This is a genomic window from Brevibacillus sp. GCM10020057, from assembly GCF_042683565.1.
Taxonomy (GTDB): domain Bacteria; phylum Bacillota; class Bacilli; order Brevibacillales; family Brevibacillaceae; genus Brevibacillus.
The window spans coordinates 91,126-117,800 of sequence record NZ_JBHUJW010000031.1 but is presented as its reverse complement, the minus strand read 5'-3'; the positions used below and the strand labels follow the sequence as shown (position 1 = coordinate 117,800).

Here is a 26,675-nt window from a genome sequence, read left to right as displayed (position 1 = left end):
GGGATCATCTGTGCGAGCTTGATCCAGCGATTGTCCGGATTCAGACGACCGCCGAATGGCAAGAAAAAATCGCTCGGCAGTAGCAATTGGTTTTCCTCGTTGGCGTACGGTTGGTACATCATCGTCATCCTCCATGTGCACGGTTTTTCAACATTATGAAACGATTTCCTTGCATATGAATTCGACGAAATGTGCCTCAAACCCTTGTCCCTACTGGATTTTTTGATCGTTCAGCAAGCCCTAAATAAAGACCTCCTTTCAAGACAAATTTGTCCCTAAACTCCGAAATGGATAACCGATACAAGAGCCGCTCTTGAAAATAGAGAAGCAATATTAGATCAAATGCTTTTCCGCTTTGCTTGGCTACATTTCTCAATCGTTCAGCAACAGAAGCAGGAATATTTTTTATCTCACTCATTATAGTAGCACCTCTAAATATTTTACTAGAACAGTTTTAATTCGCAGTTTTTCTGCATAACCCACAAGTTTTGTAATGTTCTTTTCGGGACTTTTTAGATAATTTCTTAGACCTTCCTTCATTACATCGATACCGATTTTCTCGCGATAACGGATAATGTCGCATATCGTCTTTTCTCGATCATATATCTTAATTTTATTGCCACCGATCTCGATCTCATCAATCCCGTATTGATATTGCGTTTCAGAAAAATAGTCTACCTTGATTGGCGGGTAATCCGGCAAACTTGGCTTCTTGGCTCCTCTGTAAATGGCAATCTGATACTCCCACGGGCTAAAAGTTGTCAACTCGTAGTAAGCTAGCGCAGAAAGAAGACATATGATCCCTTTGGGTATAATCTTAGATACTTCAATGAATTCATCATATTGATTACCTTCATATTTTGAGTACCGATACAGACCTTGCTTTACCCGAATGATTTCTCCCTGAGTTTCCAATTGGCGAATATAATAATTGCTAATGCCTTCGTTAAGAAAATCCTTCGTTTTGGCAAATCCCTTTTGCCGTTCAAAGAGATTTTGAATTTTTTCATGTATTTGCCCATTCATTTTGTCTCACCTTTTTTCACAAAATAGTCGGCAGTTAGCTATAAATGCAAACCTTATTTGCATTCACATTCTGTTTCTATTCGCCATTTCCTTTATTTATTTACGAAAAGGTATGCAGTTAGACGTATAAGCAGAACAAAACACAAAAAAGAAAAGCTGCCGACTTTCTCGACAGCTTCGATCTGACGGCGATCGTCAGCCCCTCATTTGCTTCCCGCATTGCCTGTGGAACGTTGCATGCACTCCAGCTTTTGCCCCCGCTCTTTTCAGGCTGCGTTGCCTTGATCTCCGCTCTCCCTCCAGATCAGCAGGCTGTACCCGAAGGCGACCAGCGAACAGACCGCCATCGCCGCATACAGCGCCCCTCCCCCAAACTGCTGGAACACCCAGCCGCCCGCTATCGAGCCGATAATGCCGGAAATGCCGAAAAAAAGGACGGCCAACACCGTTTGCCCCGTTGCTTTCCACTCCTCGGGAATGATCCGGTACAAATTCTGGATGGCGGCGGTGTAAAAAATGACGAAGGTCAAGCCTTGCGTCAACTGCAAAAAGACGACCCACTCCGCTGACGGCACGATCGCGCACAGCAAGTAACGGATCGTATAGAACGCCGTGGCGCAGGCAATCAGCTTGATTTCGCTCCACCGCTGCAAAATGCGGGCGCTGACGGCAAAGAACGCCACCTCTCTGACCGCCGCCAAAAACCACGCCTGTCCCACATCTCCCGTGCTTCCGCCAAGGCTCTGCACGTAGACCCCAAGGAAGCTGTCTATTGTTCTCATGAATCGAGCAGGTCTTCCATGAGCTCCGCCAGTTGTCTCGCCTGCTCGCGCCGCTCGTACGGCTTGACCCGTTCGGAAAAATCTTCGCCGCGTGCGGCTTCGCTCTTTAGCCCTTTTGTCTTCCATTCCTTGTACAGCTGCAAGTACGCCTGTTTGACCGCTTCCTTGTCCTCGGGATCTGCCACTTGTCCGAGCCCGAACTTCTCGATGATCTCGGTCGCCTCTCCTGCCTTGTTCAGCGCCAGAATCGGCTTTCCGATGCCCATGTACTCGTACAGCTTGCCGGGGATGTACGCGCCCGCATCGGCAGAAACGTCGCCGATCAGCAGCAGGGCGTCCGCTCCCTTCATCAACCCCAGCGCTTCCTTGTGCGGCAAATTGCCCAGCACCCGCACGATTTCTCCCAGGCGCAACTGCTCGACGCAATCGCGATTTTCGGAATACCCCGGATAGTCGAACACACCGGCAAAGGTGAGCAGCAGGTCGTTCGGATCGACTTCGCCTGCGTCAATCAGCTCGCGGATGGCGTGCAGAAGCAGCCGCGGGTTGCGCTTTTGGTACAAAATGCCTGCGTACACCGCGTGAAATTTGCCCGGCACGGCATGGCTCGGCGCAAGTCCCTGAAAGTCCGCCTGGTCAAATCCGTTGTAGATCAGCTCGAGACGCTTGATGCGCTCCCCGTGCTTGCTCAGGAAGTTTTTTGCAAACGTCGCCGTCACCGTCGTAATCGCATCAGCCTCCAGCATGACGTCTGCCTCCATCCGCTCCTCCATGCGCTCCCGCCAGGCAATGCCCGAAGTGTGCATGTTTTGCGTCCACGGATCGCGGAAGTCCGCCACCCACTTGCAGTCGAACTCTCTGGCCAGCTTGCGCGCGACCAGATGGTTCGTCACCGGTCCGGAGGTAGAGAAGATGACATCGATCTTCTCCCGCTTCATGATTTCCCTTCCCAGCTTGACCGCGTTTGGCAGCCACAAAATCTGGTCATCGGGAATCAGCAGGTACGGCTTCACTTTTTTCAGCATCTGGATGACCTGCTTTTTCAGCACCGCCTTGACAGACGGCCCGAACGGCTTATCCCCCCCTGCAGCAGGCTGCGCTGCCACTGCTCCCCTGTTGGGGATCAGCTGCCATTCTTTTGCCCGGTGAATCTTCACATCCGGCGGCAGCTGCGCCAACAGCGACGGATCGAGCGTCGCGTGATAAGCAGGCTCTACCGTCAGCACGTGCACCTTCCAGCCGAACTCCCCCAAATATTTGGCCATTTTCAGCGGTCTTGGCACACCTCCGCCGCCGATGGGCGGGAAGATGTAGCAAATGATCAATACGTTGTGGTCTTTCATGTATGTAACCGTCCTTGTCCTTTTCATTTTCCTCCATCCACCATACCACAAGTGCTGTGTTATTGCGAATCTATCAGCCATCTGCTATAGTGAAAATGGCTTTCTTACTACGATTCGGGTGAATTTAGATGAGCAAATTACGAGTCCTCCACGTCATCGGCGGGGGGGAATTTGGCGGTGCGGAACAACATATTCTCAATCTGGTGTCCGCTTTTTCCGCTGACGAAGTGGATGTAGCAGTGGTTTGTTTTTACGACTCCCTTTTTGCCAGCAAGCTGAAGGAAGCGGGCATCACGGTGTTTGCGCTGAATCAGTTCGGACGGTTTGACCTGCGCTTGCTGCGTGCATTGCGGGACACGTTTCACTCGTTCCATCCTGCCATCATCCATACGCATGGCGTCAAGGCCAATTTCTTTTCGCGACTGGCCGCTCGCGGGTTGCACGTCCCTCTGGTGACGACGATGCACAGTTCGCTGCGCTACGATTACGCCAGCCCGCTCGCCTATGCCATCGTCAGTCTGATGGAACGCTGTACGCGCCAGTGGAACCGGCACTACATCGCGATCAGCGGTGCGCTGGCAAACATCCTGCGCGGGCAAGGAGTAGCAGATCGCTGTATCAGTGTCATCTACAACGGGATGGACTTGTCACCCTACCGTCAGACGCAGCTGCGGGACGAAGATCGGGCACGCCTGCGCGCGGAATGGGACATCCCGCAGCATTCCTTCGTCTTCGGTTCCGTCGCACGCTTCGTTCCGGTAAAAGGACTGCCCGTCCTCGTCGATGCGTTCGCCCGGCTGGTGCAACGGACTTCATCCCGCCCTTATCTGGTGCTGGTCGGCGATGGACCCGAGCGCGCTGGACTGGAAGAACAGGTGCGCAGGCTCGGTTTGGAAGACTTCGTCCGCTTCGCCGGCTTTCGGCAGGACATTCCGGCTTGCCTGCACGCTTGCGACGCATTCGTCCACTCCTCCTATTACGAAGGGCTCGGGTATACCATCATCGAAGCAATGGCGTCAGAAGTGCCGGTCATCGCCAGCAAGGTCGGCGGTGTGAAGGAATTCGTCTTTCACGAAGATACGGGGCTTCTCGTCGAGCCAGGCGACCCAGCCGCCCTCTCTCAGGCGATGGAGCGGCTGCTGCAATCGGAACAACTCGTCGACAGCATGGTCCGTCATGCTCTGGAAAAAGTGGAGCGTTCCTTTACGATCGAGCAGATGGCCGCACATATTTTGGCTCTTTACCGGAAGTTGACAAATAGCTGAAAAAGCATGACTGGCGTTTTCCGCGCTCGTCATGCTTTTTTCATGCCGAACGTGTTCATGGTTGCCTCCTTCTAAGCAAAGTGGTTTGATAAAAAGGAAGTCATTTTACGAATCGTATGCGAGGGGATGGAGGAAGGATGAAAGTTTTCCTGTCAGTAGACATGGAAGGAATCTCCGGCATTGTGGATAACACATACATCAATCCGGATGCTGGCGTCAACTACCAACGCGGCCGCAAGTTTATGACGGACGACGCCAATGCGGTCATCGAAGCCGCCATCGAGGCAGGCGCGACGGAGATCGTTGTGGCGGACAGCCACAACACGATGAACAATATTTTGTGGGAATCGCTGCACCCAAAAGGGAAGCTGCTGGCTGGTTCTCCCCGCAATTCGTCCATGATGCAGGGGCTGGATGAGAGCTTCGACGCGGCGCTGTTCGTCGGCTACCATACCCGTCAAGGAGTGCCCGGTGTCCTCAGCCACACCATGTCCGGCGTAATCCGCAATCTGTACATCAACGGACGTGTGGTCGGTGAATTCGGCTTCAATGCGTATTACGCCGGCTGGTTCAATGTGCCCGTCGTCATGGTTTCCGGGGACGACCTCATCGCAGAAGAAGCGAAGGACCTGATTCCCGGCATTTCCACTGCTGTCGTCAAGAAAGCGGTATCCCGCACGGCTGCCCTCTGTCTGTCACGGGAGGAAGCGACGGCTGAACTAAAGCAAAAGACCAAGCTCGCCCTGTCCAAGATCGGGCAGATCGCTCCCCTCACCACTACGGTACCGATGGAGATGGCCATTCAGTTCGCGCACACCGGACAGGCGGAAATGGCGGCGATCGTGCCAGGCAGCCGCTATGAGACCGAAACCGGCACGCTCTCCTACACGGCACAGGACCCTCACGACCTGTACAAAACGATGCGCGCGATGCTCAACCTGGCGGCGGGAGTGGAATTTTTCTAGGGGCTTCCGTATTCGGAAAGACAGGCGGACGGTCGTTTGCCAAGCGCACGCAGCGACTGCCGCCGCTTTTTTCCTGAAATCAACAAGAAAACAGACCCCATTTATCGGGAGTCTGTTGGCTTTTGTGACTAGACTTTCTGTACATTCACCGCTTGGGGACCGCGCTGTCCATTTTCCACCTCAAAAGTAACCTCTTGTCCCTCATCCAGCGTCTTGTACCCTTCCTCCTGGATCGCCGAGAAGTGGACGAAAACATCTTCCCCGCCTTCCCGTTCGATGAACCCGAAACCTTTTTCACTGTTAAACCACTTTACTCTGCCGTGTTCCATTTTTGCCTCCTAGCATGTAAACCCATTACATGAAATTGATTTTTGCCTTACCCATCTAGCTTTGCCTTGCCGGGGGAATTCTATACAGGATGAAGACGGGCGATCTGGCGCACACAAGAGGGGTACAGGAGCGCGGCTGGCAGCATCCGCATCGCTTTCGTTAGGCAAAAAAGAAAACCTCCCCGGACGCGCTCGTCCAAAGGAGGTCTTTCGCGCTTGTTCAGATTCGTACCACCGTGGCTTTGCTGACCAGATCGCGCGGAATGCGATTCTTCGTATCGAACAGAATCGCCCCGTCCGCCATCAGGCTGGCGACCTGCGCCCAGTCGGCTTCCGCAAATTCTTTTTGCACGGCGGTCAACAGCAGCGCATCGGCATTTTGAACTGCCCCCTCCAGGCTCGCTACCTTGTGGGCATAAGCTGTCGGCACGGCCGGGTCGTAGGACCGCACCTCCACGCCTTTGCTCTGGAGCAGCTTGATCAAGTCGCTTACCGGGCTGACGCGATCGTCATTGGAGAAGTCTTTCATCGCCAGTCCCAAAACGGCTACGACGCTGCCTGCCAATGCCTTGCCTTTTTCCTTCAACGCCTTCTCCAGCATGCCGACGATGACATCCGGTACGGCGTCGTTCGTCTTGCGGGCTTGCTCCAGCAGCGGCAGACCGACTTCCAGCTCTCTCGCCTTTGGCTGGAGGTAGTACAGGGCGTTCGGCAGGCAGAAGCCGCCGACGCCAGGACCCGGCGTCAAAAGGTTGACGCGCGTATGGGTGTTGGCGACCTTGATCAGTTCAAATGTATCGATGCCGAACGCTTCGGCAAAACGGGCGAACTCCTGCACCATCGCAATGTTGACGTCCCGCTGAATGTTTTCAATGACTTTCGCCGTTTCAACCACGCGAATATCCGAAACCGTCACTTCTGTCTCGCTGATAAACGAGAGCAGTTCTTTCCCCTTGGCCGCGCTCTGCTCGTTGATCCCGCCGAGCACGAGCGGCATGTGGATGAACTCTTCAAAAGCTCGTCCTTCCGCAATGCGCTCCGAGCAGTACGTCAGGTAGAAGTCTGTGCCGGCGACAAGCCCGCTTACTTCTTCCAGAATCGGCTGGATGACTTCCTGGGTCGTGCCGGGAACGACGGTGCTGCGGATCATGACCGTATCACCTTTTTTCAGTACGCTGCCCAGCGACTCTGCACAGCTTTTCAGCGGGCCCAGATCCGGATCACCGTTGTGGACGGGAAGGCCGACCGTTACAATATAATGGTTCACGTTTGCTGCTGCTTCGGCGTACGAAGTCGTCGCGCGGAATCGTCCCGCGTCAATCTGCTCGCGAAGAATCTGTGGCAATGTTTTGCCCTGATAAGACTCCAGGTGATGGGAATGACCTGCATTGATCTCATCGACGACGCGCTGCACAGCATCGACGCCGATCACGCTTGCTCCTTTCATGGCGTAGGTAAGCGCCAGCGGCAAGCCGACAAATCCCAATCCCACAACAGCTACGCGTACAGGCTGAGTCATTTGGTATCTCCTCTTTCACGTTCTTCTCAATATTGGTCCACGCAAGCGTTATTACGCGGCCGCTTTCTTGTTGGTTACGACAGATAGTACACGCCTGCCGCCAAAAATACGATACACAATCCTATGAGGACCTTGTACAACGTCTCCAAGGCTGGCTCCTCCTCGTGCTATGCCATTTCGGCCTGGCTATGCTGCCAAAGCCTAATTATACTCCCGATTCTCCCGCCGTTCAATCATGCTTTCATCGGGGAGCATCCAGATAAACGCGCATCGGTCCTGTCACGAATACCTGACAGGTCAACCGGAAGCCTTTGGCCAGTGCCTCTTCGCCCAGCCGGTAACGCTCGGTCTCGGATGGCCCGCTGGCAGAACCTGCAGGAATGTCCATCCGCTGACGACAGGTCGTGCATTTGCCAGTCGTACAGTAAAAGTCGATGGGCAAATTCGCGCGCACCAAAGCCATCAAAAGGTTGTCTCCCGCTGACAAAGTGACTTCCGTTTCCTTCCCGTCATGTTCTACCGTCACTGCGAACTGTCTTTTCTCTGCCTGCTCCACCGTATCTCCCCCATGTCGTTCAAATGGTCGATCTATCGGGTCAAGCTCGCGCCGATAATATACGAAAAGCCGATGGACAACACCATGGCCGTGAAGCCGATCGCCCGGTTGCCTTTGGCGATTTCATCGTCGATGTTGAAGCTGGGCGTCATGAATTCAAAAATGAAGTAGGCGACGAGTAGCAGGCAATAGCCAAATGTCGCGCCGATCAGCGCCTGCCCCATGGAAGCGTGCTCCTGGATGGAATAGCGGAAAATATTGGCAATGCCGAATATTTTTCCCCCCGTCGCCATTGCCACCGCCATGTTCCCCTGCTTCAGCTCGTGCCAGACGCGGTAGCGCGTCACCAGTTCAAAAATGGACAGGAACAGGATCATCATCAACCCTGTCACAGCAAAGTAAGCAGCCGTAGCAAAATATTGATTGTGCAGCAGGCTCCCCATGACGTCCCCTCCCGTATTATTTCAGCTCGGCAATGGTGGCACCTACTCCGCCTTCTCCTTGCCCCCCCAGGCGGAACGATTTGACATTGCGATGCTGGCGCAAGTATTCATGTACCCCTTTGCGCAGCGCACCCGTCCCGTGGCCGTGGATGATCGAGACCGTATGCAGGCCGGCAAGCAACGCGTCGTCGAGGAACTGGTCGATTTCCCGGATTCCGTCTTCCACGTTGTAGCCGCGCAGGTCCAAATCCATCCGGATGTTGTCGCTCCTGCGCTTGACGGACGTGTACGACGCAGCCTGCGGCTTTTGTGAGATGGAATTTTGGACGTGCATGTCTTCCCGTTTGACTTTCATCTTCATGATCCCGATCTGCACGAGGAATTCGTCGTTGCTGACTTTTTCCAGTACGGTTCCCTTTTGGCCGAAGCTCGTCACCAAGACCTCGTCCCCGACCTTGATTTGAGTGGCGCGCACCGCTTTTGCCGGCTTCTTCACTTTTTCCTTCTCCAGCTCGAGGACGGCGTTATTCAGCCGCTTCTTCGCGTCGATCAAGCGGTGCTCCTTGATCTCCACGCCTTCCGCCTTCATTTCGCGCAGCTCACGGATGATGGACTCCGCCTCTTCCTTCGCCAGCTGGACCGCAATCCGCGCTTCGTCTTCGGCGCGTTCCATCCGCTTGTTTTTTTCCTCGGCGAACTTCGCCCTCTCCTCTTCCAGCTCGCGGCGCAGCCGCTCCGCTTCCCGCCGCAGCTCTTCGGCCTTTTGCCGCTCGGTCTCGGCCGCCTTGCGGTTGCGCTCCAGCGAAGCGATCATGCTCTCCACCTGGTTGTCTTCCTCGCTGATCGAGCCGCGCGCCACGTCGATGATCGCCTCGGGCAGTCCGAGCCTCTTGGCGATGGCAAACGCATTAGAGCGGCCCGGCACGCCAACCAGAAGGCGGTACGTCGGGCGGAGCGTCTCTACGTCGAACTCGACGCTCGCGTTGATTACTTCCGGCCTGTCGTAGGCGTACGCCTTCAGCTCGCTGTAGTGAGTGGTGGCGACGAGACGCGCACCCGAAGCGATGACGTGGTCGATGATTGCCATTGCCAGCGCTGCGCCCTCGGTAGGATCGGTGCCTGCGCCGAGCTCGTCGAACAGCACCAGACTTTTTTCATCCATCGCTTCTATAATATGGATGATATTTTTCATATGGCTGGAAAAGGTAGACAGGCTCTGCTCGATGGACTGCTCATCGCCGATGTCGGCAAACACGGAGGAGAACACGGTCATCTCGCTCTCTTCCTCTGCCGGGACATGCAGGCCTGCCATCGCCATCAGGGAAAGCAGCCCGATCGTTTTCAGCGAGACGGTCTTCCCGCCCGTATTCGGTCCGGTCACGACAATCGCCTGGTAGTCGCCGCCCAGCTCCACGTTCAGCGGCACGACCACATCGCGGGGAATGAGCGGATGGCGCGCCTTGCGCAAATTCAAATAACCACGGTCGTTCAACCGGGGGGAAATGGCCTTCATGCTCCAGGCAAGCTGGGCTTTGGCAAATTGAAAATCAAGCTCCGTCAGCGCATCGATGTTCATGGCGAGCGCGTCTACGGCGAATCCTACCTGCTCCGTCAGCAGGTACAAAATCCGTTCCACCTCGCGCTCTTCGCGCAGGCGCAGCTCCCTCAGCTTGTTGTTCATGGAGACGATCACTTCCGGCTCGATGAACAGCGTAGCGCCGGATGCCGACTGGTCGTGCACGATGCCGCCGAACACGTGGCGGTACTCCTGCTTGACCGGAATGACGAAGCGGTCGCCGCGGATCGTCACGATGTTTTCCATGAGCATTTTCTGGTACGAGGACGAGCGGGTCATCTGGTCCAGCTTTTCGCGAATCCGCGCCTCCAGCTGCCGGATCTCCTGCCGCACCTGCCTCAGCTCGATGCTGGCGCTGTCCAGGATGTCGCCGCCTTCGTCCACACAGCGGCGAATCTCCATCTCCAGCTCGCGAAGGCCCTCGATTCTCTCTGCCTGCGCGCGGAGCAGCGGCAGCTCGTGGTCATCGCACATGTCGAGCAAAAACTGTTTCAGCCGGCGTCCTGCCCCGATGGTGCTGGCGATGTCGAGCAGCTCGAGCGGAGCGAGCATGGCGTTGAGGCGCGCGCGTTGGACAGCGCCGCGAATATCGCGGATGCCTCCGAGCGGCACGCTTCCTTTCAGGCGCAGCACCGTCGCCGCTTCTGACGTTCCTCTCTGGGCGATCTCGACTTCCTCGATCGTGGTGAACGGGAGCAATTCTGCCGCTTTTTCCTTGCCATATGTGCTCGTCGCTTTTTCCACCAGCATCGCGACGATTTTTTCGTATTCCAATGTTTTGAGTACCCGTTGTTCCACGCAAATCCTCCTTACTTTCCTAAAGCGGCCCACCTTCGCAAGTCACCTGTGCAGCAGGGAGCGACAATCAGTTCACGGGTAAGCCATACGTTCCATCCATTATATCATGCCAGCCGTTCCAAGGATAATTTTACACGCCCACATCTGGCATAGTTCGACACCCAAATAGACAAAATGTAGATGAACCAACCGAAAAAGGAGGAGTATACTTGACGATCATGCGCCATATCGTCCGCTTTATCGTCGCGGCCGTAGTTCTGATGTTCGTCGGCTTTCTGGTTCCTGGCTTTTCCGTTAGCAGCTTTTGGACAGCTCTCCTGGCGGCTGTTGTGATCGCCCTGTTAGGCTGGGTCATCGAGGCGATGTTCGGCGATCGCATCTCGCCCTATAACCGCGGGATTGTCGGCTTCATCGTCAGCGCCGTCGTCATTTACCTAACCCAGTACGTCGTCTCCGGTTTTCGCGTCACCATCCTGGGGGCTTTGCTCGCTTCACTGGTCATCGGTATCATCGACCTGTTCATTCCGATCAAGACCCACATGGATCTGCGCAATGGCGATGCGGGCAACAAACAGGAGACGTAGACCCATCCTGCAAAAAAGCCAACCCTTTTTCTCTCGGGTTGGCTTTTTTGTATTACTTCCCTGCAATCTTCCGATGGATCATACCCGCCATGTAGCCGGCACCGAAGCCGTTGTCGATGTTGACGACAGCCACGCCGGCCGAGCAGGAGTTGAGCATGGACAATAGCGCGGAGACGCCGCCGAAATTCGCACCGTAGCCGACACTGGTCGGAACGGCGATCACCGGAATGTCTACCAGCCCAGCCAAAACGCTGGGGAGCGCGCCTTCCATCCCGGCGACGCAGACGGCGACAGCTGCCTCCCTGATCTCGGCAAGCCTTCCGAACAGGCGATGAATCCCGGCGACGCCGACATCTGCAATCACTCTCGCTTCACTGCCAAAGCAACGGGCCGTCCAAGCGGCTTCCTGGGCGACACCCAAGTCCGAGGTTCCGGCAGCCACGACCGCGACATAGCCGTCACGCACTGGACGCAAAGGCTCGCGGCTCGCTATGAGCAGGCCGGCTTCCTTTTCATACTGCACGTCCGGCCAGCGCGCAAGCACCCGCTGCGCCTGCTCCTCGCTCACCCGCGTCACCAGGACCACCTCCTGATGCTCCCGCAGCCGCTCCATGATTCCAATGAGCTGCTCCACCTGCTTGCCTGCCCCGTACACGACCTCGGGAAATCCCGTCCGGCTGGCGCGATCCAGGTCGAGCGTGGCGTAGTCCAGTGTGCTTGCGCCTTGCAACAGTTCGCTCGCCTGCTCGATGTCCAGCCGCCCTGCCTGGACTTCACGCAAAATCGCCTTCACGTCAGCCATGCTGCAGCTTCACTTCCGATCCCAGCACCGCGTTCATGCTTCCTGTCTGATAGCCAAACAAATCCAGGGTCACGTACGAAAAACCGATCTCCCGCAGCGTCTTGTCGATCTCGGCATGCCTTGCGATCAGCCGGGCAAATTCGTCGGGCGCAACCTCGATCCGGGCGATCGTATCATGGTGGCGCACCCGCACCTGATGAAAACCGAGACTAAGCAGATACCCTTCCGCCTGGTCGATCTGATCGATCTTCTCCAGCGTGATCGGGGAGCCGTACGGAATGCGCGACGACAGACAAGCGAAGGACGGCTTGTTCCAGGTCGGCAACCCCATCGCCTTGGAAATGGCGCGAATGTCTTCCTTGTAAAAGCCTGCTTCCTGGAGCGGGCTGCGTACCCCACGCTGCGCGGCGGCGACACGGCCCGGCCGGTAGTCTCCCTGATCGTCCACGTTCGCCCCGTCGCAAATGACGGCCTGCCACTCGTTTTCCTCCGCCATTTTCCCCAAGTGCTCATATAAGCCGTCCTTGCAGAAAAAACAGCGGTTCACCGGATTGGAGACGAAATTCGGATTTTCCATTTCGCGGATTTCCGTTGTGACAAACCGTGCCCCCAGCTGCGCCGCGAGCCGCTTGGCTGCTTCCAATTCCCGCGTCGGGAACGTCTCGGAGGCAGCCGTGACGGCAATCGCCGAATCGCCCAACTCCTCTACCGCCCGCGCCAGCAGGAATGTGCTGTCTACACCGCCAGAGAACGCGATCAGGACGGTGCCCATCTCACGCAAAATGCTGCCGAGTTTCCGGTTTTTTTCGCTCAACGCCTCACTGATTTGCAAGCTCATCCCCATCGTCCTCCCTTTTCCACAAACGGTCCTCTCCAGGCTAGAAATCCTGGCTGCGCCAAGCTGTTTGGCGGAGCCTTATCCGAACCAAAAAGAGGGGCAGATGCCCCTCCTTTCACGACTTCTCTATATCTTTTCCATTGGCATCTTCCCGCAGGATTTTCAGCAGTTCTTCGTACTCCCGACGCAAGCGGAAGTATTCATCCGCGATATTGACTGCAGAGAGTACGGCAATCTTGGCCGTGTCCAAACGATGGTTCCCGTTCGCGATTTCGTTCATCTTGTCATCAACGAAACCGGCCACCATGCGTATGTGATTGACACTTGCCTTTCCACTGAGCCGGTATTGTTGGCCAAAGATATCCACCGTCAAACGATTTTTCCCATCACCTTGCACGAGGGGTTCCTCCCTACTGCGACCTTTGCTCTACTTTATCCATTTTAGGTTACTGAAAATGTCAGTTTTCGTCAAGCCATGCTTACATGCGCAGCTCGGCGCCGGTCCTGGTTTTCAGCGCTTCGATCACCGCGGCAGTCACCTTCTGGATTTCCTCATCCTGCAGCGTCCGTTCGGCATGTCGCAGCACGAGTGCAAAGGCCATGCTCTTTTTGTCCGCTGCAATGCGCTCGCCGGTGTACACGTCAAACAACGTGAGCGATTCCAGCAGTTCGCCTGCCGCCTCGCGGATGGCCGCTTCGAGAGCGCCCGCCGGCACCGCACGGTCGACGACCAGCGCGAGGTCGCGCGTCACGGCCGGGAATTTCGGCAGCGGATTGTAGAAGCCGACGCTTGCTGAAAGCTCCACCAGCTTCGCTACGTCGAACTGGAAGACGTAGGTTTCGCTCAAATCGTACGCTTTTTCCGTTGCCGGATGGATTTGTCCCACATATCCGAGACGCACTTCCCCGGCCCATACTTCTGCCGTACGACCCGGATGCATGCCGGTCAGATTCGCTACCGCTCTGTACTGGACGTTTTGGATGCCCAGGCGGGTCAGCAACGATTCCACGATGCCTTTTGCCTGATAAAAGTCGACAGGCTGTTTCGCCCCCATCCAGTTTTGCGGCACCCATTGACCGGTCACGGCCCCGGCCACGTACAGCCGTTCTTCCGGCAGTCGGGTAAGCGTTTCTTCGGTGCTAAGGAAGACGCGGCCCAGCTCGAAGATCGCGATGTCGTGGTTTTGCCGGTTTTTGTTGTAGGCAATGGTCTCCAGCAGGCTCGGGATCAGGCTCGTGCGCAGCACGCTGCGCTCCTCGCTCATCGGCATGAGCAGGCGAACCGGCTTCACGTCGTCCTCGTGCAAGCCAGCGGCATCGTTTACACGGTCCGGGTGCACGAGCGCATAGGAGATCGCTTCGCTGAGGCCCACCCCGATCAGGTGACGGCGAATCGTACGCCGCAGCTTCTGTTCAGGTGTCAGGCTGCCCTGGGTGGTCGCGCCGGCTGGCAGGCTGGTCGGGATGTTGTCATAGCCGTACAGGCGGGCGACTTCCTCCACCAGATCTTCCGGCAACGTAATATCTCCCCGGCGTGTCGGCACCGTGACCGTCCAGCTGTCGTTTGCCGCTTCATACGGGAACTGCAGGCGGTCAAAAATCGGCGAGACTTCGGAGGCAACGAGCGATGTGCCAAGGTGTTGGTTAATTTTGGCCAGTGAAACGGTCACTGTCACCGGTTTCGCTTCCGTCACGACTGCAGAGGCGATGCCTTTGGAGATTTTCGCGCCGGACAGCTGCTGGATCAGGGCAGCAGCGCGCTCGCCCGCCTCGCGGACACGCGCCTGATCGACACCTTTTTCCCAGCGGACGCAGCCCTCTGTGCGCATGCCCAGGGAACGTGCCGTACGGCGAACGGTCTTCGGCGTGAACCATGCTGCTTCCAGAATGATTTCCGTCGTTTCGCCCGTGATTTCGGAGTTCGCTCCGCCCATGACACCGGCAATCGCCAAGCCTTTGGTCGGGTCGGCAATCAAGAGCGTCTGATCATCCAGCTTGCGCTCCTGATCGTCCAGCGTCACCAATGTCTCGCCTTCCTTGGCAAGGCGCACCACGATAGAACGATCTGCCACCTGTCCGGCGTCGAACGCGTGCAGCGGCTGGCCGTATTCGAGCAGGACGTAGTTCGTCACGTCTACCACGTTGTTGATCGGACGGATGCCCGCTGCCATCAGGCGGTTTTTCATCCATTGCGGCGAGCTTGCGATCACAGCGCCAGTGAAGTGGCGGCCGTGGTATTGGCTGCACTCGTTTGTCGCTTCGATCTTGACCTGGATTGGATTGGGCTCGTCGCTCTCCGTCAGTTCGATTTGCGGAAGCATAACTTCTTTGCCCAGAATCGCCGCCACCTCGTAGGCGACCCCGATCATGCTCAGGCAATCGGAACGGTTCGGGGTCAGGCCCAGCTCCAGGACGTAGTCGTCCATGCCAAGGTAGGATACCGCATCCATGCCGATTTCCGCTTCTTGCGGCAGCACCATGATGCCTTCCTGCTGGTCTTTGGCCAGCAGCTTGTCATTGAGACCCAGCTCCTTGGCCGAGCAAATCATGCCTTGGGATTCCACGCCGCGCAGCTTGGAGCGCTTGATCGTCAACCCGCCCGGCAACTTGGCGCCAACCAGCGCTACCGGCACTTTTTGGCCTTTCTCCACGTTGGGCGCCCCGCATACAATTTGCAAATCTTCTCCTTGTCCTGCATCCACGATACAAACGTTCAGACGGTCTGCGTCCGGATGCTTCGTGCGCTCCTTTACATAGCCGATCACGACGCCGGAGACACCTGCATTGCGCGACTCCACCGCGTCTACTTCCACCCCGCTGCGAGTCAGCTTCTCCGCCAGCTCGTGCGGTGTGCAGTCGCTCAGATCGACGTATTCCGCTAACCATTGGTACGATACCTTCATCTTGGCCTCTCCTCTCTACTCCCGATTGAACTGACGCAAGAAACGCACGTCGTTGGTATAAAAATGGCGAATGTCCTCTACGCCGTATTTGAGCATCGCGATCCGCTCCACACCCATCCCGAACGCAAAGCCGCTCACTTCCTGCGGATTGTAGCCCGCCATCTCGAGCACGCGCGGATGGACCATGCCGGAGCCGAGAATTTCGATCCAACCCGTCTGCTTGCAGACGCGGCAGCCGTGTCCGCCACAGTTGAAGCATTGCAGGTCGACCTCTGCGCTGGGCTCGGTGAATGGGAAGTAGCTCGGGCGCAGGCGGATTTGCTGGTTTTCCCCGAACATTTGGCGGGCAAACGTCAGCAGGATTCCTTTCAGGTCGCTCATGCCGATTCCTTTGTCGATCACCAGGCCCTCGATCTGCGTGAACTGGTGGGAGTGCGTCGCGTCGTCATCGTCGCGGCGAAATACTTTCCCCGGGCAGATGATTTTCACCGGCGTTTTGCCTTCTTTTTTCAGCATGGTGCGCGCTTGTACCGGAGAGGTGTGCGTGCGCATCAGGATCTCATCCGTCACGTAGAACGTGTCCTGCATGTCGCGCGCCGGGTGATCCTTCGGCAGGTTGAGCATTTCAAAGTTGAAGTGGTCCATCTCCACCTCGGGGCCTTCTGCTACCTCGAAGCCAAGTCCGACGAAAATGTCTTCGATCTCTTCGATGATGCGGGAGAGCGGGTGCATGCTCCCCGCAGGAACCGGACGTCCCGGCAGCGTGACGTCGACGGTCTGGGACGACAGCTTGGCGTTCAGCGCCGCTTGCTCCAGCTCTTGCTGTTTGCTGGCGAATGCCGTCTCGAGCGCTGCCCGCACTTCGTTGACCAGTTGCCCGACCAGTGGGCGTTCTTCGGCAGAGAGGCTTCCCATGCCGCGCAAAAGCTCTGTCAGCTCCCCTTTTTTCCCCAGGTACTTGACGCGCAAGTCCTGAAGCTGTGCGCCTTCCGTGACCTGGCCGATCTGGCCAAGGGCAGAGGCTTTCATCTCTTGCAACCGAGTTTGCACTTCATATCGCTCCTTTATATGGAAAGTGTAAAAAAAGAAAAACCCGCCCCAAAAAGGGACGAGTTACTTTTTACTCGCGGTACCACCCTTGTTAGGCAAACACGCGCAAACCGTGATCTTTTTCACAGGAAACGCCGTGACTTTTGCCTCACTTACGACACTGATAACGGGAGTGACCCGGCTGCTCCTACTGCGTAAAAACGGTTCAGAGTGCGGCTTCGGAGTGAATTCGGCAGCTACTGTGCTGAAGGTACTTTCAGTCTACGGCACCTTCTCCCTGAAAACAAATAGGACCTGCGTACTAGTCTCCTTCATCGCTTTCGGTTATAATTAGACGTAGGAAGATTATAGCGCAACCTTAACCAACTTTCAATTCTACAAAAGTTCCATATCATTCAGCCTATTCCTGATGACCTATAATCAAGCGCAGAGAAAGGGGACTTTCGCATGATTAATAACATCTCTGCCCTCTTTGACAAGTCCTGTAAATGCTTACATTGCCAAACCCCTTTTTCCACCAAACGTGTGCGAGGCGGCTCGTTGACCATGCTTTCCCGGGATACCGACTTCTGCACGCGCTTCAAGGAGCAATCGCTCAATCCGATCCTATACACCGTATGCGTCTGCCCCGCCTGCGGCTTTGCCTTTACGGAGCAGTTCAAAAGCAGGCTCACGGCGTGGGAGAAACAGACAGTGGCTGAGCAGATCGCAGCGAAATGGACACCGAAAAACTTTGGCTCCGTCCGGAAAGTACCCGAGGCGATTGTCAGCTACAAACTGGCTATCTACGCCGCAGAGCTGACAGACCAGCCACACTCTGTCAAAGCGGGACTTTATTTGCGGCTCGCCTGGCTGTACCGCTTTCTCGGCAAGCCGGAGCAGGAGCTGCGCTTCGTCAATATGGCCGTTGGCGAATACGAGCTGTCGTACGTCCATTCCGACTACGTCCGCGGCGAAAAGGAGATGTCCGAGGTGCGGCTGCTCTACCTGATCGGCGAACTGTATCGGCGGCTGGAAAAGTTCGACCTCGCCATCAAATACTTCGGCAAGGCGCTCGCCTTCCGCAACGTGACCATCGAGAGCGGCGTCATTCGTATGGCCCATGACCAATGGCAGCTGGCGCGGGAAGAGTACAAAGCGAAGCAGCAAACGCAAAAGATCGGTTAAGACAGCCGATCTTTTCTTTTTCGCTGCGCCTCGAAGACGAAGATGCCTGCCGCCACAGCCGCATTGAGCGATTCAGCCTGTCCGTAAATGGGGATGTGGACGAGCTGATCCGCGCGCTCCATCATGGCCGCAGAGACGCCCCGCCCTTCATTTCCGATGACGATCGCCGTTTTGTGCCCATAGCAAACTTCATCGTAGGAGACGCTCTGCTCGTGCAGTGTCGAAACGAGCAGTTGGCCGCCGCGGGCCTTCCACTCATCCGCTACTTCCGACAGGGCACGGGAAAACACCGGCAGGCGGAACAGCGCTCCCATTGTCGAACGCATGACTTTCCCGTTGTACAGATCCACGCTCCCTTTTCCCAGCACGACAGCGTCCACCCCTGCCGCCTCGGCTGTTCGCAAGATCGTCCCCAGATTGCCGGGGTCCTGGATTTCATCCAGCAAGAGAAGCAGCATCCCTTCCTGCCCGTCCGCCTTTTGCTCGATCCATTCGTTCCAATCGGCCTTGCTTTTCTTTACTTCCGCCACGATTCCCTGGGGAGATTTGGTTTCCGACAGCTTCGCCAGCACCGCCGATGAAGCCGCGATGACCTGGACGTCCAGCGGGTAGCTGCCGAGCGCACGCCTCGTGGCGGCATCCATGTTTCGCTCGCTGTCGTACAGGATAGTGAGCACTTCCGCCCCGCTTTTCAGCGCCTCCTCGACGAGATGCGCCCCTTCCACGAGAAAGCGTCCCTGCGCTTCCCGCCCTTTTCGCTCCAGCAATTGATGCAGCCGCTTGACCAGCGGATTTTGTACCGATGTTATGACTTCATGCCCCATGTGTCTACGCTCGCTCCTCGAATGCCTTCAAATCCTTGTTGTTCCCGATGACGACGAGTACGTCTCCGTATTGGATCAGTTCTTCCGGATTTGGGGCGATGTTGAATTTGTCGCCGCTCTTGATGGCGATGACGTTGACCCCGTACTTTTTGCGGATATCGAGCTGCCGCAGACTCTTGCCCACAAATTTGGAGGAGACGACGACCTCCGCCACGCTGTAGTCGTCAGCCAATTCGATGAAATCGAGCACATTGGCAGAGATGAGATTATGCGCAACCCGCACGCCCATATCCCGCTCCGGAAAGACAACGCGATCCGCTCCCACCTTGTACAATACCTGCCCGTGCCGCTCGTTTTGCGCCTTGGCGACGATCTTTTTCACGCCCAGCTCCTTGAGCGTCAGCACGGTCAAAATGCTAGCCTGGATGTCGACCCCGATGGCGACGACGACGACGTCAAAGTTGCGTATCCCGATCTCCTTTAGCGCCCTCTCGTCCGTCGAATCCGCCGCCACCGCATGGGTGACATACTGTATGTTTTCATTGATGCGCTCTTCGTTTTCATCAATGCCCATCACTTCATAGTCCATCTCGTACAACGTCCGGGCCACGCTGGAGCCAAACCGCCCCATCCCGATAATGGCGAACTGCTTTGACATTCACGATCTACTCCTTCACCTTGCCGCATCCCTCAAGAAGGCTTTTGCCAATACCAAGCATTATAGCACACCGCCGGCAGCATCGACAAAACAGGTATGAGCAGCACGAGTCAGACAAATACTAAAGCCGATTTCATTTCTACAAGAGAGGTGTGCGATCTGTCATGAACATTGCCTCGCTCAATTTGCGTCAAGCCATCATGTACAAAATGCAAGGCTCCGATGCATCCGCCGTACAAGATACCATCACGGATGCGATTGCAAGCGGTCAAGAGAAAACCTTGCCGGGGCTGGGTGTCCTGTTTGAAGTGCTGTGGCAAAACAGCGATCCTTCGTCCCGCCAGGAAATCGTCCAGACCATTGCCGGACATCTGCCCCGCCAGGCAGAAAAGCCGATGTAAACAAGCCCACACTTTTCCTGTACCGAAAAGGGAGCGACGTCAGGTCACTCCCTTTTTGCTTTCGCACGGCGCAGCCGCCAGCGCGACAGACTCCTATTGCATCTCCATCCCCAGACGCCGAATCTTGATGGTGTAGACCGCCTTGATCGGAAAGGTTTTGAATTCCTTTTTCCAATTGTGCTTCTCCCGGTAGTCGCGGTAATGATGGGCGCGCAGTGCGAGCCCCAGCCGCAGGACGTCGCTGTCGTAATCCTTCTGCAGTTGGACAAACAGCTTCTTCGCCCGGTTTGTTAGTGTGCCCAAGAAAGGAAATGAAAACCCACCAAAGAGAAAGTTTCGCGGACACCATTGCCAATAGAAAAAGGATTCTGCCTGCGAGAGAAGCAGAGTCCTTGTGCTTATTTTCCCATTGTGAGAATTAGCAGAAACAGCTGCAAGAGACAGAAAACTGGCACCAGAACGAGAAACGAGACGTGCCTGGTCTTGTGACGAAAAGCGAGCATCCCTACCAGGGCCCCGATTCCCCCGCCCAAAGCAGCTGCGAGCAGCAGGCTTGCCTCCGGTATCCGATAGCCTTGGCGAGGGGCCAGCCGTTTGTCCGTGCGCATCAAAAAATACGCATAGCCGTTCAAAAGCAACCCGCCTGCCGCAATCAGCCACGGCATCGGGGTGCCCGCTCCGGCAAGGACGAGCGCCCAACCCGCAGCGAGCAGGAGATTGCGGTTTCGTCTGTGTGCCTGCAATTGATTATGGTACATCGCTTATTCTCCTTTGGCCCGATACGGCCGGTTTCCCAGCACGAATTTGCGAATCACCAGCCCGATGACGAGCAAGACGAGCAGCGTGAGCAAGGTGTAAATGCCATAGTGCCGAATCATCCCGATGATGACCTCGACGTGGTTGCCAAAAATATACCCGAGCAAGTAAAAGGCGATCGTCCACACCAGTCCGATCGGGTAGGAGAGCAGGGCATAGCGGCGGTACGTCATGCCCCCCATCGCGACCAAATAAGGAACCACGTGCCGGACGACCGGAAACAGATAGCTGATGCAGAGCGCCGACGTCCCGTACTTTTGCAGCAGAGCCGTCGAACGCTCGACAGCATGCCGCATTTTTTCACTCTTCGACAGCCATTGCAAGATCGGCTTTCCAAAATATTTTCCGAGCAAAAACCCAATCGTCAATCCGGAGGCTACCCCCAGATACCCCGCCAAAAAAGCGCAAGCCGGGTCGAGCAGGCCGATTGAGACCAAAAATCCCCCCGTCGCTACGACCAGCTCGTCAGGGATCGGCAAGCCTACGATACCCAGCCAGAGCAAAAAGAAAATGGCCAGGTAACCGTATTGCTCTATGATTGACATCAGCAGGTTGATTTCCATGAGCAAAATCCCCTATTCTCGCCAAAATGCGGCTGTTACTAGGATTGCATGCTTACGGCATTCGTTCAGCCATAGCCAGTACGTATGAACACCCGAAAAAGGTACTTGTCTATTTTGCAATAGTTGGCTTCATTTTATCAAGCGAAGAAAATATGTCTGCCTTACAAAGACATGCGCGCATGATCCACGATCGTAAAGGTATTGCGCTCGCCTTCGACGTACGGATAGTAGACGACCAGGCTGTAGTCGCCTTCGATTACTGTCCCCGCCTTTAGCCATGCCCCGATGTCAAACGATACTTTCGCAGTCAGCGTATGCTTGAAGTAGTCCTTTTCCACAGCCGCATGTCGTGCGAAGTCTTCGCGCAGCTGCTTCCGCTGTTCATGGACGGCGGCAAACACATCTTGCATCTCCTGTTTGTCCACGACATCCTCCCACCACAGCTTGCGCGGGCGATGTTTATGATTGCACAGGAAGTCGAATTTCATCAGGCTGATGACGTGATCGAGCCTCTCTACCTGCTGGGTCTGCAGGAAGCCTTGCAGGCGGGTAAACAAGTCCTCCAGCTGATGCCCGATCCGGCTCCATCCCTGTTTCTCCCAGAAATCCCCGAACGACTGGAAAAAGTCAAACGGCGTTGCGAAGACATGCTGCAGCAGCCACTCCAGCGTATGGTCCATGCGGTGGGCGTTCCAATATTTCTCCAGCACATCCTCGACGCGCTTGATCTTTTGCATGTCGCCAAACGACAGGACATTGTTGCCGAGAATCTCATAAGGCGCTTCGTCCATGAAGATGTAGCCGTGCTGTGCCGCCCGGGCGCGCACGCCGGTACCGCGCAGCATTTTCAGAAAGCCGAGCTGCAGCTCTTCGGGACGGAGCGCGAACACATCGTTGAACGTCTTGCGAAAGGACTGGTAGTCTTCCTCTGGCAGTCCGGCGATCAAGTCGAGATGCTGGTCGATCTTGCCCGAATTTTTGATTTGCGTCACGGTGCGCGACAGCCGGTCGAAGCGTTGAATCCGCTGCACGAGCCGGTTTGTCTCATCGTTGGTGGACTGCACGCCGATCTCGAAGCGGAAGATGCCGGGCGGCGCGTTTTCCGTCAAAAAGTCCAGCACGTCCGCCCGCAAAATATCTGCGGTGATCTCGAACTGGAAAACGGTTCCCCGATGGTTGTCGATCAGGAACTGGAAAATTTCCATCGCGTACTTTTTATTGATATTAAACGTACGATCTACGAACTTGATCGTCTGCACGCCATGATTGATCAAGCGGAGCAAATCTTCCTTTACTCGCTCCAGACTGAAGTAGCGGACCCCGTCTTCAATGGATGACAGGCAGTATTGGCATTTGAACGGGCAACCTCTGGACGCCTCGAAGTAGACGACCCGGTTGTTCAGCTCATCCAAATGATCCTGGTAAGGGGACGGAATTGAATCCATCTCCTCAATCTGCGCGCGCGGCATGGAAAAACGCACATGCTCTCCATCCCGGTACGCGATCCCGGCTACCTCCCGCAGGTGCGGCTGCTGCCTGGTTTCTTTTGCCTCCCGATAGGCTTGCAGCAGTTCCAGGAAGGTCTGCTCCCCTTCGCCAATCGCGATGACGTCGATTTCCGGATGCTTCTTCATCCAGTAGTCGGCGTCGTACGTGACTTCCGGGCCGCCCAAAATAACGGGCACGTCCGGGCATACTTTTTTCAGATTGCGGATGACGTCGAGCGTCTCGCGAATGTTCCAGATGTAACAGGAAAAAGCCACGACGTCGGGCTCGCGCTTGTAAATGTCTGCGACGATATTCAAAGTGACGTCGTTGATCGTGTATTCGACCAGCTGTATCGCCGGAAAGGACGCCTGGGCGTAGCTGCGCAAATAGCGCAACGCCAACGAGGAATGGATGAACTTCGCATTTAAGGTGGCTAACAAGATATTCATGTTTCGGTCTACTCTCCTTGCACAATCTGGCTCCGATGCGGCCTGTGGCAACTGCTATGCAAGCCCGCCAGTCATATTCCTCTGGTAACAGTACCACATGCGGACGGAATCCGGCAAATCCGGCCGCCTGTGAAAAAAGGGCAACATCCGCCTCTCGCCTAGTCGCCCTGTCTGTCATCTGTTCAGCTCGCGCACCACGTGCGAAAGCTCCGGCACGATCAGCTTGCTCATCGCCAGCCTGACCGCACCCGTCGAACCTGGCGTGGAAAAGATCGCCTTGCCTTTGTAGCAGCCGGCGACCGCCCGGCTAAGCATGGCGGCAGAGCCGATGTCCTCCGTGTAGCTTAGCATGCGGAACAGTTCGCCAAAGCCGGGGATTTCCTTATCCAATAGCCCGGATACCGCCTCGAAAGTATTGTCACGAGGAGAGATGCCCGTTCCCCCGTTCAGCAAAATCACTTGCACTTCCTCATGCCCGATGCCTTTTTCAATCGCCGCGACGACTTCCGCCGGCTCGTCCCGGACGATTTCGTACAGCGCGGTGGCGTGGCCGGCTTCCTCGAGCAATTGCTTCATCAGCTGTCCGCTTTTGTCTGTCTCCTCTGTTCTCGTATCCGAGACCGTAATCACCATGCACGTGACCCGCTTGGGCGACAACGCCTTATGTTCTTGTACACTCATGTCCCAACCTTCAGCTCCCATCCAATAGCACGCTCCTTCCATGATACCATGCGCTTGAATTCCCAAGGGAGTTTTTCTGTTTGCCCTATAGTTACACCCCCTTGTTTTCCGATATAATTTTGTTGATTGCTATTTTTGACAGACAAGGAGGCGTGGCCGTATGGCAAACCGCCCTTTTTTCGCTTTTCACTTCCATAAACAAGCGCACACGCCCATGTACATACAGCTCGCAGAGCAATTGCAAACCGCCATTTTGCACGGCGCTTTCCTCGTGGACGGCCAGCAGCTCATCTCGTTGCGCGACATGAAGACTGTCAGCGGCTGTTCTCTGGAAACAGTAAAAAAAGCGTACGATCATCTGGCTGAAGAAGGCTGGCTGGAGGCTGTGCACGGCAAAGGCTACTACCTGACGCAGCGGGCCAAGGAAGCTCGCCTGGAAAGCCGGCTGCCCCTGACCGACATCCCGATCGCTTCGTTGGCCGACTCTTCTCCCCGTCCTGGCGAGGAGCTGGTCAAGCGGCTGCGCAGCGCATTCTACGACAGCCTGACCGTGTTGGACGAGCCGTCTGCCCAGAAAAAAGTACGGCGCGCACATGCGGCAAAAGTCTTCGCCGACCATCTGGGAAGACGCGGTCTTCCTCATTCGCCCGAGCGCATCCTCTCCTTTAACCGCAGCACCAGCGGCTTTGCCTTCCTGGCGCAGCGAATTATGAGTCCGCGGGATGTCGTCTTCGTGGAAGAATACAGCTATCCGGTCTTTTTGCGTCTCTTGAGCCAATGCGGCATCACGGTGCGCCCGATCCGCATGGATGAGGAAGGCATCTCGCTGGAAGCGCTCGATGCCGAACAGGAGCATTACCCCGCCAATTGGCTGCTGATCAATCCGCACTACCATTTTCCGACCGGGATCAGCTACTCCCGCGAGCGAAAGGAAAAGCTGCTCGAATGGGCGGTCCAGCGAAATGTCCGGCTGGTAGAAAACGACCACTACGGCGACCTGTGGTTTGAAAAGCCAAGCTCCTCCCTGTACCAAATGGCGCTGGAGACGCAAAGCTCCGTTCAGGTCTACTACCTGCACTCGTTGTCCAAAACGCTTGCGCGGGATTTGCAGCTCGGCGTCCTGATGCTGCCCTCCGATCTCGGCGAGTCAGAGCTGGAGCGCTACCGGCAGATCGTCTCGATGACCGGGGCAGAGCCATCCTTGCTGGTCGTGGAGGCTGCCGTGCGCCTGCTGGACGATCCGTGGTTCTCCGAAGTGTACCTGGCAGACCGGCGCGCCCTTTTCCAATCGCGTTTCCAGCGGCTGTGGAAGGAAAAGCATCACGCCCTGCCCGCCCACGCTCGCATGTATCCGATCTTGGGCGGGCTGAACACCTGGATCGAATGGGGCGCACCATCTGCCAAAGCTGCGGAGAGCGAGGACCGGATCGTAGCGATGCTGCTCGCGGAAGGTCTCGAGCTGACACCCGGCCATGCCTTCCGCGTCGCCGACGAGCCCGAAGATACATTGCGCCGCCCTGCCGTTCGCTTTCCGCTTGCCCCGATGGAAGAGCGGGAACTGAAGCATTGGCTGTACCGTCTCGGCGCCGCATTGATCCGGTAAGCCGCCGTCATTCGCCTTCGCAAAAAAGCGCCAAAAAAGCTCCAAAAATAACGCCCAAAAAAACTGCCGGCCATCGCAAACGATGCCGGCAGAGTCATTTCTTTGTTTATTTGGCAACCAATATTTTCGACAGCTCGTCGCGGACCAACTGGCCCATCTGTACCGTACCGATGGCTTTGCTGCGGTCGACCGCGATGTCGCCTGTGCGATGGCCGGCTTCCAGAACGGCCCAGACGGCATTTTCCACAGCTGCTGCCGCCTCGTCCATGCCGAGCGACAGGCGGAGCATCATCGCCACCGACAGGATGGTAGCCAGCGGGTTGGCGATGCCTTGGCCGGCGATGTCAGGCGCGGAGCCGTGCACCGGTTCATACAGACCGAAGCTGCCGGCAGCGAGGCTCGCCGAGGCCAGCATGCCGATCGATCCCGTTAGCATGGCCGCCTGGTCGCTCAAGATGTCGCCAAACATGTTCTCCGTCACGATGACGTCAAACTGCTTCGGCGCTCGCACCAGCTGCATCGCGCACGAGTCGACCAGCTGGTGGGACAGCTCCACGTCCGGATAATCCGCTGCTACGCGCTCGGCGACTTTGCGCCAGAGGCGGGAGCTTTCCAGCACGTTCGCCTTGTCGACGGAGACGAGGCGCTTTTTGCGCTTGCGGGCAATGTCGAATCCGACGCGGATGATCCGCTCGATTTCTGCTTCGTTGTAAATGCACTGATCTTCTGCGACTTCGCCGTTCGGCCCATCGTAGCGTTTTTTCTCGCCGAAGTAGATACCGCCAGTCAGCTCGCGGACCACGATCAAGTCCACGCCGGATACGACCTCCGGCTTGAGCGAGGACGCATCCACGAGAGAGCTGTGCATCGTCGCTGGGCGGATGTTGGCGAACAGCCCCAGCGCTTTGCGGATGCCGAGCAACCCTGTCTCCGGCCGCAGATGGCCCGGGTTTTGATCCCATTTCGGTCCGCCGACAGCGCCCAGAAGGACGGCATCTGCTTCTTTTGCCAGCTTCACAGTGGCATCCGGCAGCGGCGTGCCGTCTGTGTCGATGGCAATCCCGCCGATGCGGCCCTCTTCACATGTAAAGGTGACCCCTTCCCGTTCTCCGACGAGCGTGAGGACTTTGACCGCTTCCTGCATGATCTCCGGTCCGATCCCGTCCCCAGGAAGAACGGCAATGCGATAATGTTTTTTCATCGTCTATCCCGCTTTTCTATTTGGTAATGGTTTCCGATCTCTACC

At 56.3% G+C, this 26,675-nt stretch carries 28 protein-coding genes and 1 other annotated feature; of the genes, 6 read left to right on the top strand and 22 right to left on the bottom strand.

Annotation, left to right across the window (positions count from 1 at the left end; genetic code table 11):
- Positions 1-196 precede the first annotated feature (196 nt).
- The 4 genes from ACFSO0_RS10180 to ACFSO0_RS10165 all read right to left on the bottom strand — a co-directional run bounded on the left by ACFSO0_RS10180 (position 197) and on the right by ACFSO0_RS10165 (position 3,151).
- Entirely contained in the window at positions 197-418 is a 222-nt protein-coding gene (locus ACFSO0_RS10180; protein ID WP_376879618.1) for an Abortive infection protein AbiEii, read from the bottom strand.
- Positions 418-1,026 carry a type IV toxin-antitoxin system AbiEi family antitoxin domain-containing protein gene (locus tag ACFSO0_RS10175; RefSeq protein ID WP_376879615.1) on the bottom strand — a complete coding sequence of 203 codons (609 nt, stop codon included), beginning with the start codon at positions 1,024-1,026 and terminating at the stop codon, positions 418-420. Before ACFSO0_RS10175 ends, ACFSO0_RS10180 begins: the two co-directional genes overlap by 1 nt.
- A gap of 266 nt (positions 1,027-1,292) precedes the next feature.
- Positions 1,293-1,808 carry an MFS transporter gene (locus tag ACFSO0_RS10170; RefSeq protein ID WP_376879612.1) on the bottom strand — a complete coding sequence of 172 codons (516 nt, stop codon included), beginning with the start codon at positions 1,806-1,808 and terminating at the stop codon, positions 1,293-1,295.
- A complete protein-coding gene (locus tag ACFSO0_RS10165; RefSeq protein ID WP_376879609.1) occupies positions 1,805-3,151 on the bottom strand; it encodes a glycosyltransferase family 4 protein in 1,347 nt (448 codons plus the stop codon). The genes ACFSO0_RS10170 and ACFSO0_RS10165 overlap by 4 nt, the downstream gene beginning before the upstream one ends.
- A gap of 128 nt (positions 3,152-3,279) precedes the next feature.
- Between ACFSO0_RS10165 and ACFSO0_RS10160 the strand changes: the two genes are divergently transcribed.
- Together ACFSO0_RS10160 and ACFSO0_RS10155 are read left to right on the top strand one after the other, a co-directional pair.
- On the top strand, positions 3,280-4,416 hold the full coding sequence (locus ACFSO0_RS10160; RefSeq protein ID WP_376879607.1) for a glycosyltransferase: 1,137 nt from the start codon (positions 3,280-3,282) through the stop codon (positions 4,414-4,416).
- A 137-nt stretch (positions 4,417-4,553) separates the two neighbouring features.
- Positions 4,554-5,381, top strand: coding sequence for a M55 family metallopeptidase (locus tag ACFSO0_RS10155; RefSeq protein WP_376879605.1), 828 nt, complete (start codon positions 4,554-4,556; stop codon positions 5,379-5,381).
- A gap of 128 nt (positions 5,382-5,509) precedes the next feature.
- Here ACFSO0_RS10155 and ACFSO0_RS10150 read toward each other — a convergent pair whose 3' ends face one another.
- From ACFSO0_RS10150 to ACFSO0_RS10130, 5 genes are all read right to left on the bottom strand, one after another.
- Positions 5,510-5,710: a cold-shock protein gene (locus tag ACFSO0_RS10150; protein ID WP_376879603.1), complete on the bottom strand. Its 201-nt coding sequence runs from the start codon at positions 5,708-5,710 to the stop codon at positions 5,510-5,512.
- Positions 5,711-5,930: 220 nt separating this feature from the next.
- Positions 5,931-7,229, bottom strand: a complete 1,299-nt coding sequence (locus ACFSO0_RS10145) for a nucleotide sugar dehydrogenase (RefSeq protein ID WP_376879601.1) — start codon at positions 7,227-7,229, stop codon at positions 5,931-5,933.
- A 241-nt stretch (positions 7,230-7,470) separates the two neighbouring features.
- A complete protein-coding gene (locus ACFSO0_RS10140) occupies positions 7,471-7,785 on the bottom strand; it encodes a 2Fe-2S iron-sulfur cluster-binding protein (protein WP_376879599.1) in 315 nt (104 codons plus the stop codon).
- Between the two features lie 32 nt (positions 7,786-7,817).
- Complete coding sequence (locus tag ACFSO0_RS10135) at positions 7,818-8,228, bottom strand: DUF350 domain-containing protein (protein WP_376879597.1); 411 nt, start codon at positions 8,226-8,228, stop codon at positions 7,818-7,820.
- Positions 8,229-8,244: 16 nt separating this feature from the next.
- Positions 8,245-10,602, bottom strand: coding sequence for an endonuclease MutS2 (locus ACFSO0_RS10130; RefSeq protein WP_376879594.1), 2,358 nt, complete (start codon positions 10,600-10,602; stop codon positions 8,245-8,247).
- A gap of 209 nt (positions 10,603-10,811) precedes the next feature.
- Between ACFSO0_RS10130 and ACFSO0_RS10125 the strand changes: the two genes are divergently transcribed.
- Positions 10,812-11,186, top strand: coding sequence for a phage holin family protein (locus ACFSO0_RS10125; protein WP_376879592.1), 375 nt, complete (start codon positions 10,812-10,814; stop codon positions 11,184-11,186).
- Positions 11,187-11,238: 52 nt separating this feature from the next.
- Here ACFSO0_RS10125 and larB read toward each other — a convergent pair whose 3' ends face one another.
- The 5 genes from larB to pheS form a co-directional block, all read right to left on the bottom strand.
- The gene (larB, locus tag ACFSO0_RS10120) at positions 11,239-11,988 is read right to left on the bottom strand and encodes a nickel pincer cofactor biosynthesis protein LarB (RefSeq protein ID WP_376879590.1); all 750 of its coding nucleotides are present in this window, start codon (positions 11,986-11,988) and stop codon (positions 11,239-11,241) included.
- Positions 11,981-12,826 (bottom strand): ATP-dependent sacrificial sulfur transferase LarE, encoded by an 846-nt coding sequence (gene larE, locus ACFSO0_RS10115; RefSeq protein ID WP_376879588.1) that lies wholly within the window; start codon positions 12,824-12,826, stop codon positions 11,981-11,983. The genes larB and larE overlap by 8 nt, the downstream gene beginning before the upstream one ends.
- Before the next feature lie 115 nt (positions 12,827-12,941).
- Positions 12,942-13,223, bottom strand: coding sequence for a cell division protein ZapA (zapA, locus tag ACFSO0_RS10110; RefSeq protein WP_376879586.1), 282 nt, complete (start codon positions 13,221-13,223; stop codon positions 12,942-12,944).
- Between the two features lie 82 nt (positions 13,224-13,305).
- On the bottom strand, positions 13,306-15,729 hold the full coding sequence (pheT, locus tag ACFSO0_RS10105) for a phenylalanine--tRNA ligase subunit beta (RefSeq protein ID WP_376879584.1): 2,424 nt from the start codon (positions 15,727-15,729) through the stop codon (positions 13,306-13,308).
- 15 nt (positions 15,730-15,744) lie between these two features.
- Positions 15,745-16,779 (bottom strand): phenylalanine--tRNA ligase subunit alpha, encoded by a 1,035-nt coding sequence (gene pheS, locus ACFSO0_RS10100; RefSeq protein ID WP_376879582.1) that lies wholly within the window; start codon positions 16,777-16,779, stop codon positions 15,745-15,747.
- Positions 16,780-16,830: 51 nt separating this feature from the next.
- Positions 16,831-17,103: a binding site (T-box leader), on the bottom strand.
- A 123-nt stretch (positions 17,104-17,226) separates the two neighbouring features.
- On the opposite strand from pheS, the gene ACFSO0_RS10095 reads away from it, so the two are divergent.
- Entirely contained in the window at positions 17,227-17,946 is a 720-nt protein-coding gene (locus ACFSO0_RS10095; protein ID WP_376879580.1) for a DUF2225 domain-containing protein, read from the top strand.
- Here the strand turns inward: ACFSO0_RS10095 and ACFSO0_RS10090 are convergent.
- Positions 17,943-18,770 carry a TrmH family RNA methyltransferase gene (locus ACFSO0_RS10090; protein ID WP_376879577.1) on the bottom strand — a complete coding sequence of 276 codons (828 nt, stop codon included), beginning with the start codon at positions 18,768-18,770 and terminating at the stop codon, positions 17,943-17,945. The two genes, ACFSO0_RS10095 and ACFSO0_RS10090, sit on opposite strands and share 4 nt — an antisense overlap.
- A 4-nt stretch (positions 18,771-18,774) precedes the next feature.
- On the bottom strand, positions 18,775-19,428 hold the full coding sequence (locus tag ACFSO0_RS10085) for a potassium channel family protein (RefSeq protein ID WP_376879575.1): 654 nt from the start codon (positions 19,426-19,428) through the stop codon (positions 18,775-18,777).
- Positions 19,429-19,592: 164 nt separating this feature from the next.
- Between ACFSO0_RS10085 and sspI the strand changes: the two genes are divergently transcribed.
- Positions 19,593-19,829, top strand: a complete 237-nt coding sequence (sspI, locus tag ACFSO0_RS10080; protein ID WP_376879573.1) for a small acid-soluble spore protein SspI — start codon at positions 19,593-19,595, stop codon at positions 19,827-19,829.
- Positions 19,830-19,922: 93 nt separating this feature from the next.
- Here sspI and ACFSO0_RS10075 read toward each other — a convergent pair whose 3' ends face one another.
- The 5 genes from ACFSO0_RS10075 to ACFSO0_RS10055 all read right to left on the bottom strand — a co-directional run bounded on the left by ACFSO0_RS10075 (position 19,923) and on the right by ACFSO0_RS10055 (position 23,826).
- Entirely contained in the window at positions 19,923-20,132 is a 210-nt protein-coding gene (locus tag ACFSO0_RS10075) for a Ger(x)C family spore germination C-terminal domain-containing protein (protein WP_376879571.1), read from the bottom strand.
- Between the two features lie 95 nt (positions 20,133-20,227).
- The gene (locus ACFSO0_RS10070; protein WP_376879569.1) at positions 20,228-20,587 is read right to left on the bottom strand and encodes a DUF1294 domain-containing protein; all 360 of its coding nucleotides are present in this window, start codon (positions 20,585-20,587) and stop codon (positions 20,228-20,230) included.
- Positions 20,588-20,590: 3 nt separating this feature from the next.
- Positions 20,591-21,208: a DedA family protein gene (locus ACFSO0_RS10065; RefSeq protein WP_376879566.1), complete on the bottom strand. Its 618-nt coding sequence runs from the start codon at positions 21,206-21,208 to the stop codon at positions 20,591-20,593.
- Between the two features lie 161 nt (positions 21,209-21,369).
- The gene (locus tag ACFSO0_RS10060) at positions 21,370-23,145 is read right to left on the bottom strand and encodes a B12-binding domain-containing radical SAM protein (protein ID WP_376879564.1); all 1,776 of its coding nucleotides are present in this window, start codon (positions 23,143-23,145) and stop codon (positions 21,370-21,372) included.
- A gap of 174 nt (positions 23,146-23,319) precedes the next feature.
- A complete protein-coding gene (locus tag ACFSO0_RS10055) occupies positions 23,320-23,826 on the bottom strand; it encodes a MogA/MoaB family molybdenum cofactor biosynthesis protein (RefSeq protein ID WP_376879562.1) in 507 nt (168 codons plus the stop codon).
- A gap of 160 nt (positions 23,827-23,986) precedes the next feature.
- Here ACFSO0_RS10055 and ACFSO0_RS10050 point away from each other — a divergent pair, with 160 nt between their 5' ends.
- On the top strand, positions 23,987-25,429 hold the full coding sequence (locus ACFSO0_RS10050; RefSeq protein ID WP_376879559.1) for an aminotransferase-like domain-containing protein: 1,443 nt from the start codon (positions 23,987-23,989) through the stop codon (positions 25,427-25,429).
- A gap of 106 nt (positions 25,430-25,535) precedes the next feature.
- On the opposite strand, the gene leuB is transcribed toward ACFSO0_RS10050, so the two are convergent.
- The gene (gene leuB / locus ACFSO0_RS10045) at positions 25,536-26,630 is read right to left on the bottom strand and encodes a 3-isopropylmalate dehydrogenase (RefSeq protein WP_376879557.1); all 1,095 of its coding nucleotides are present in this window, start codon (positions 26,628-26,630) and stop codon (positions 25,536-25,538) included.
- Positions 26,631-26,675 lie beyond the last annotated feature (45 nt).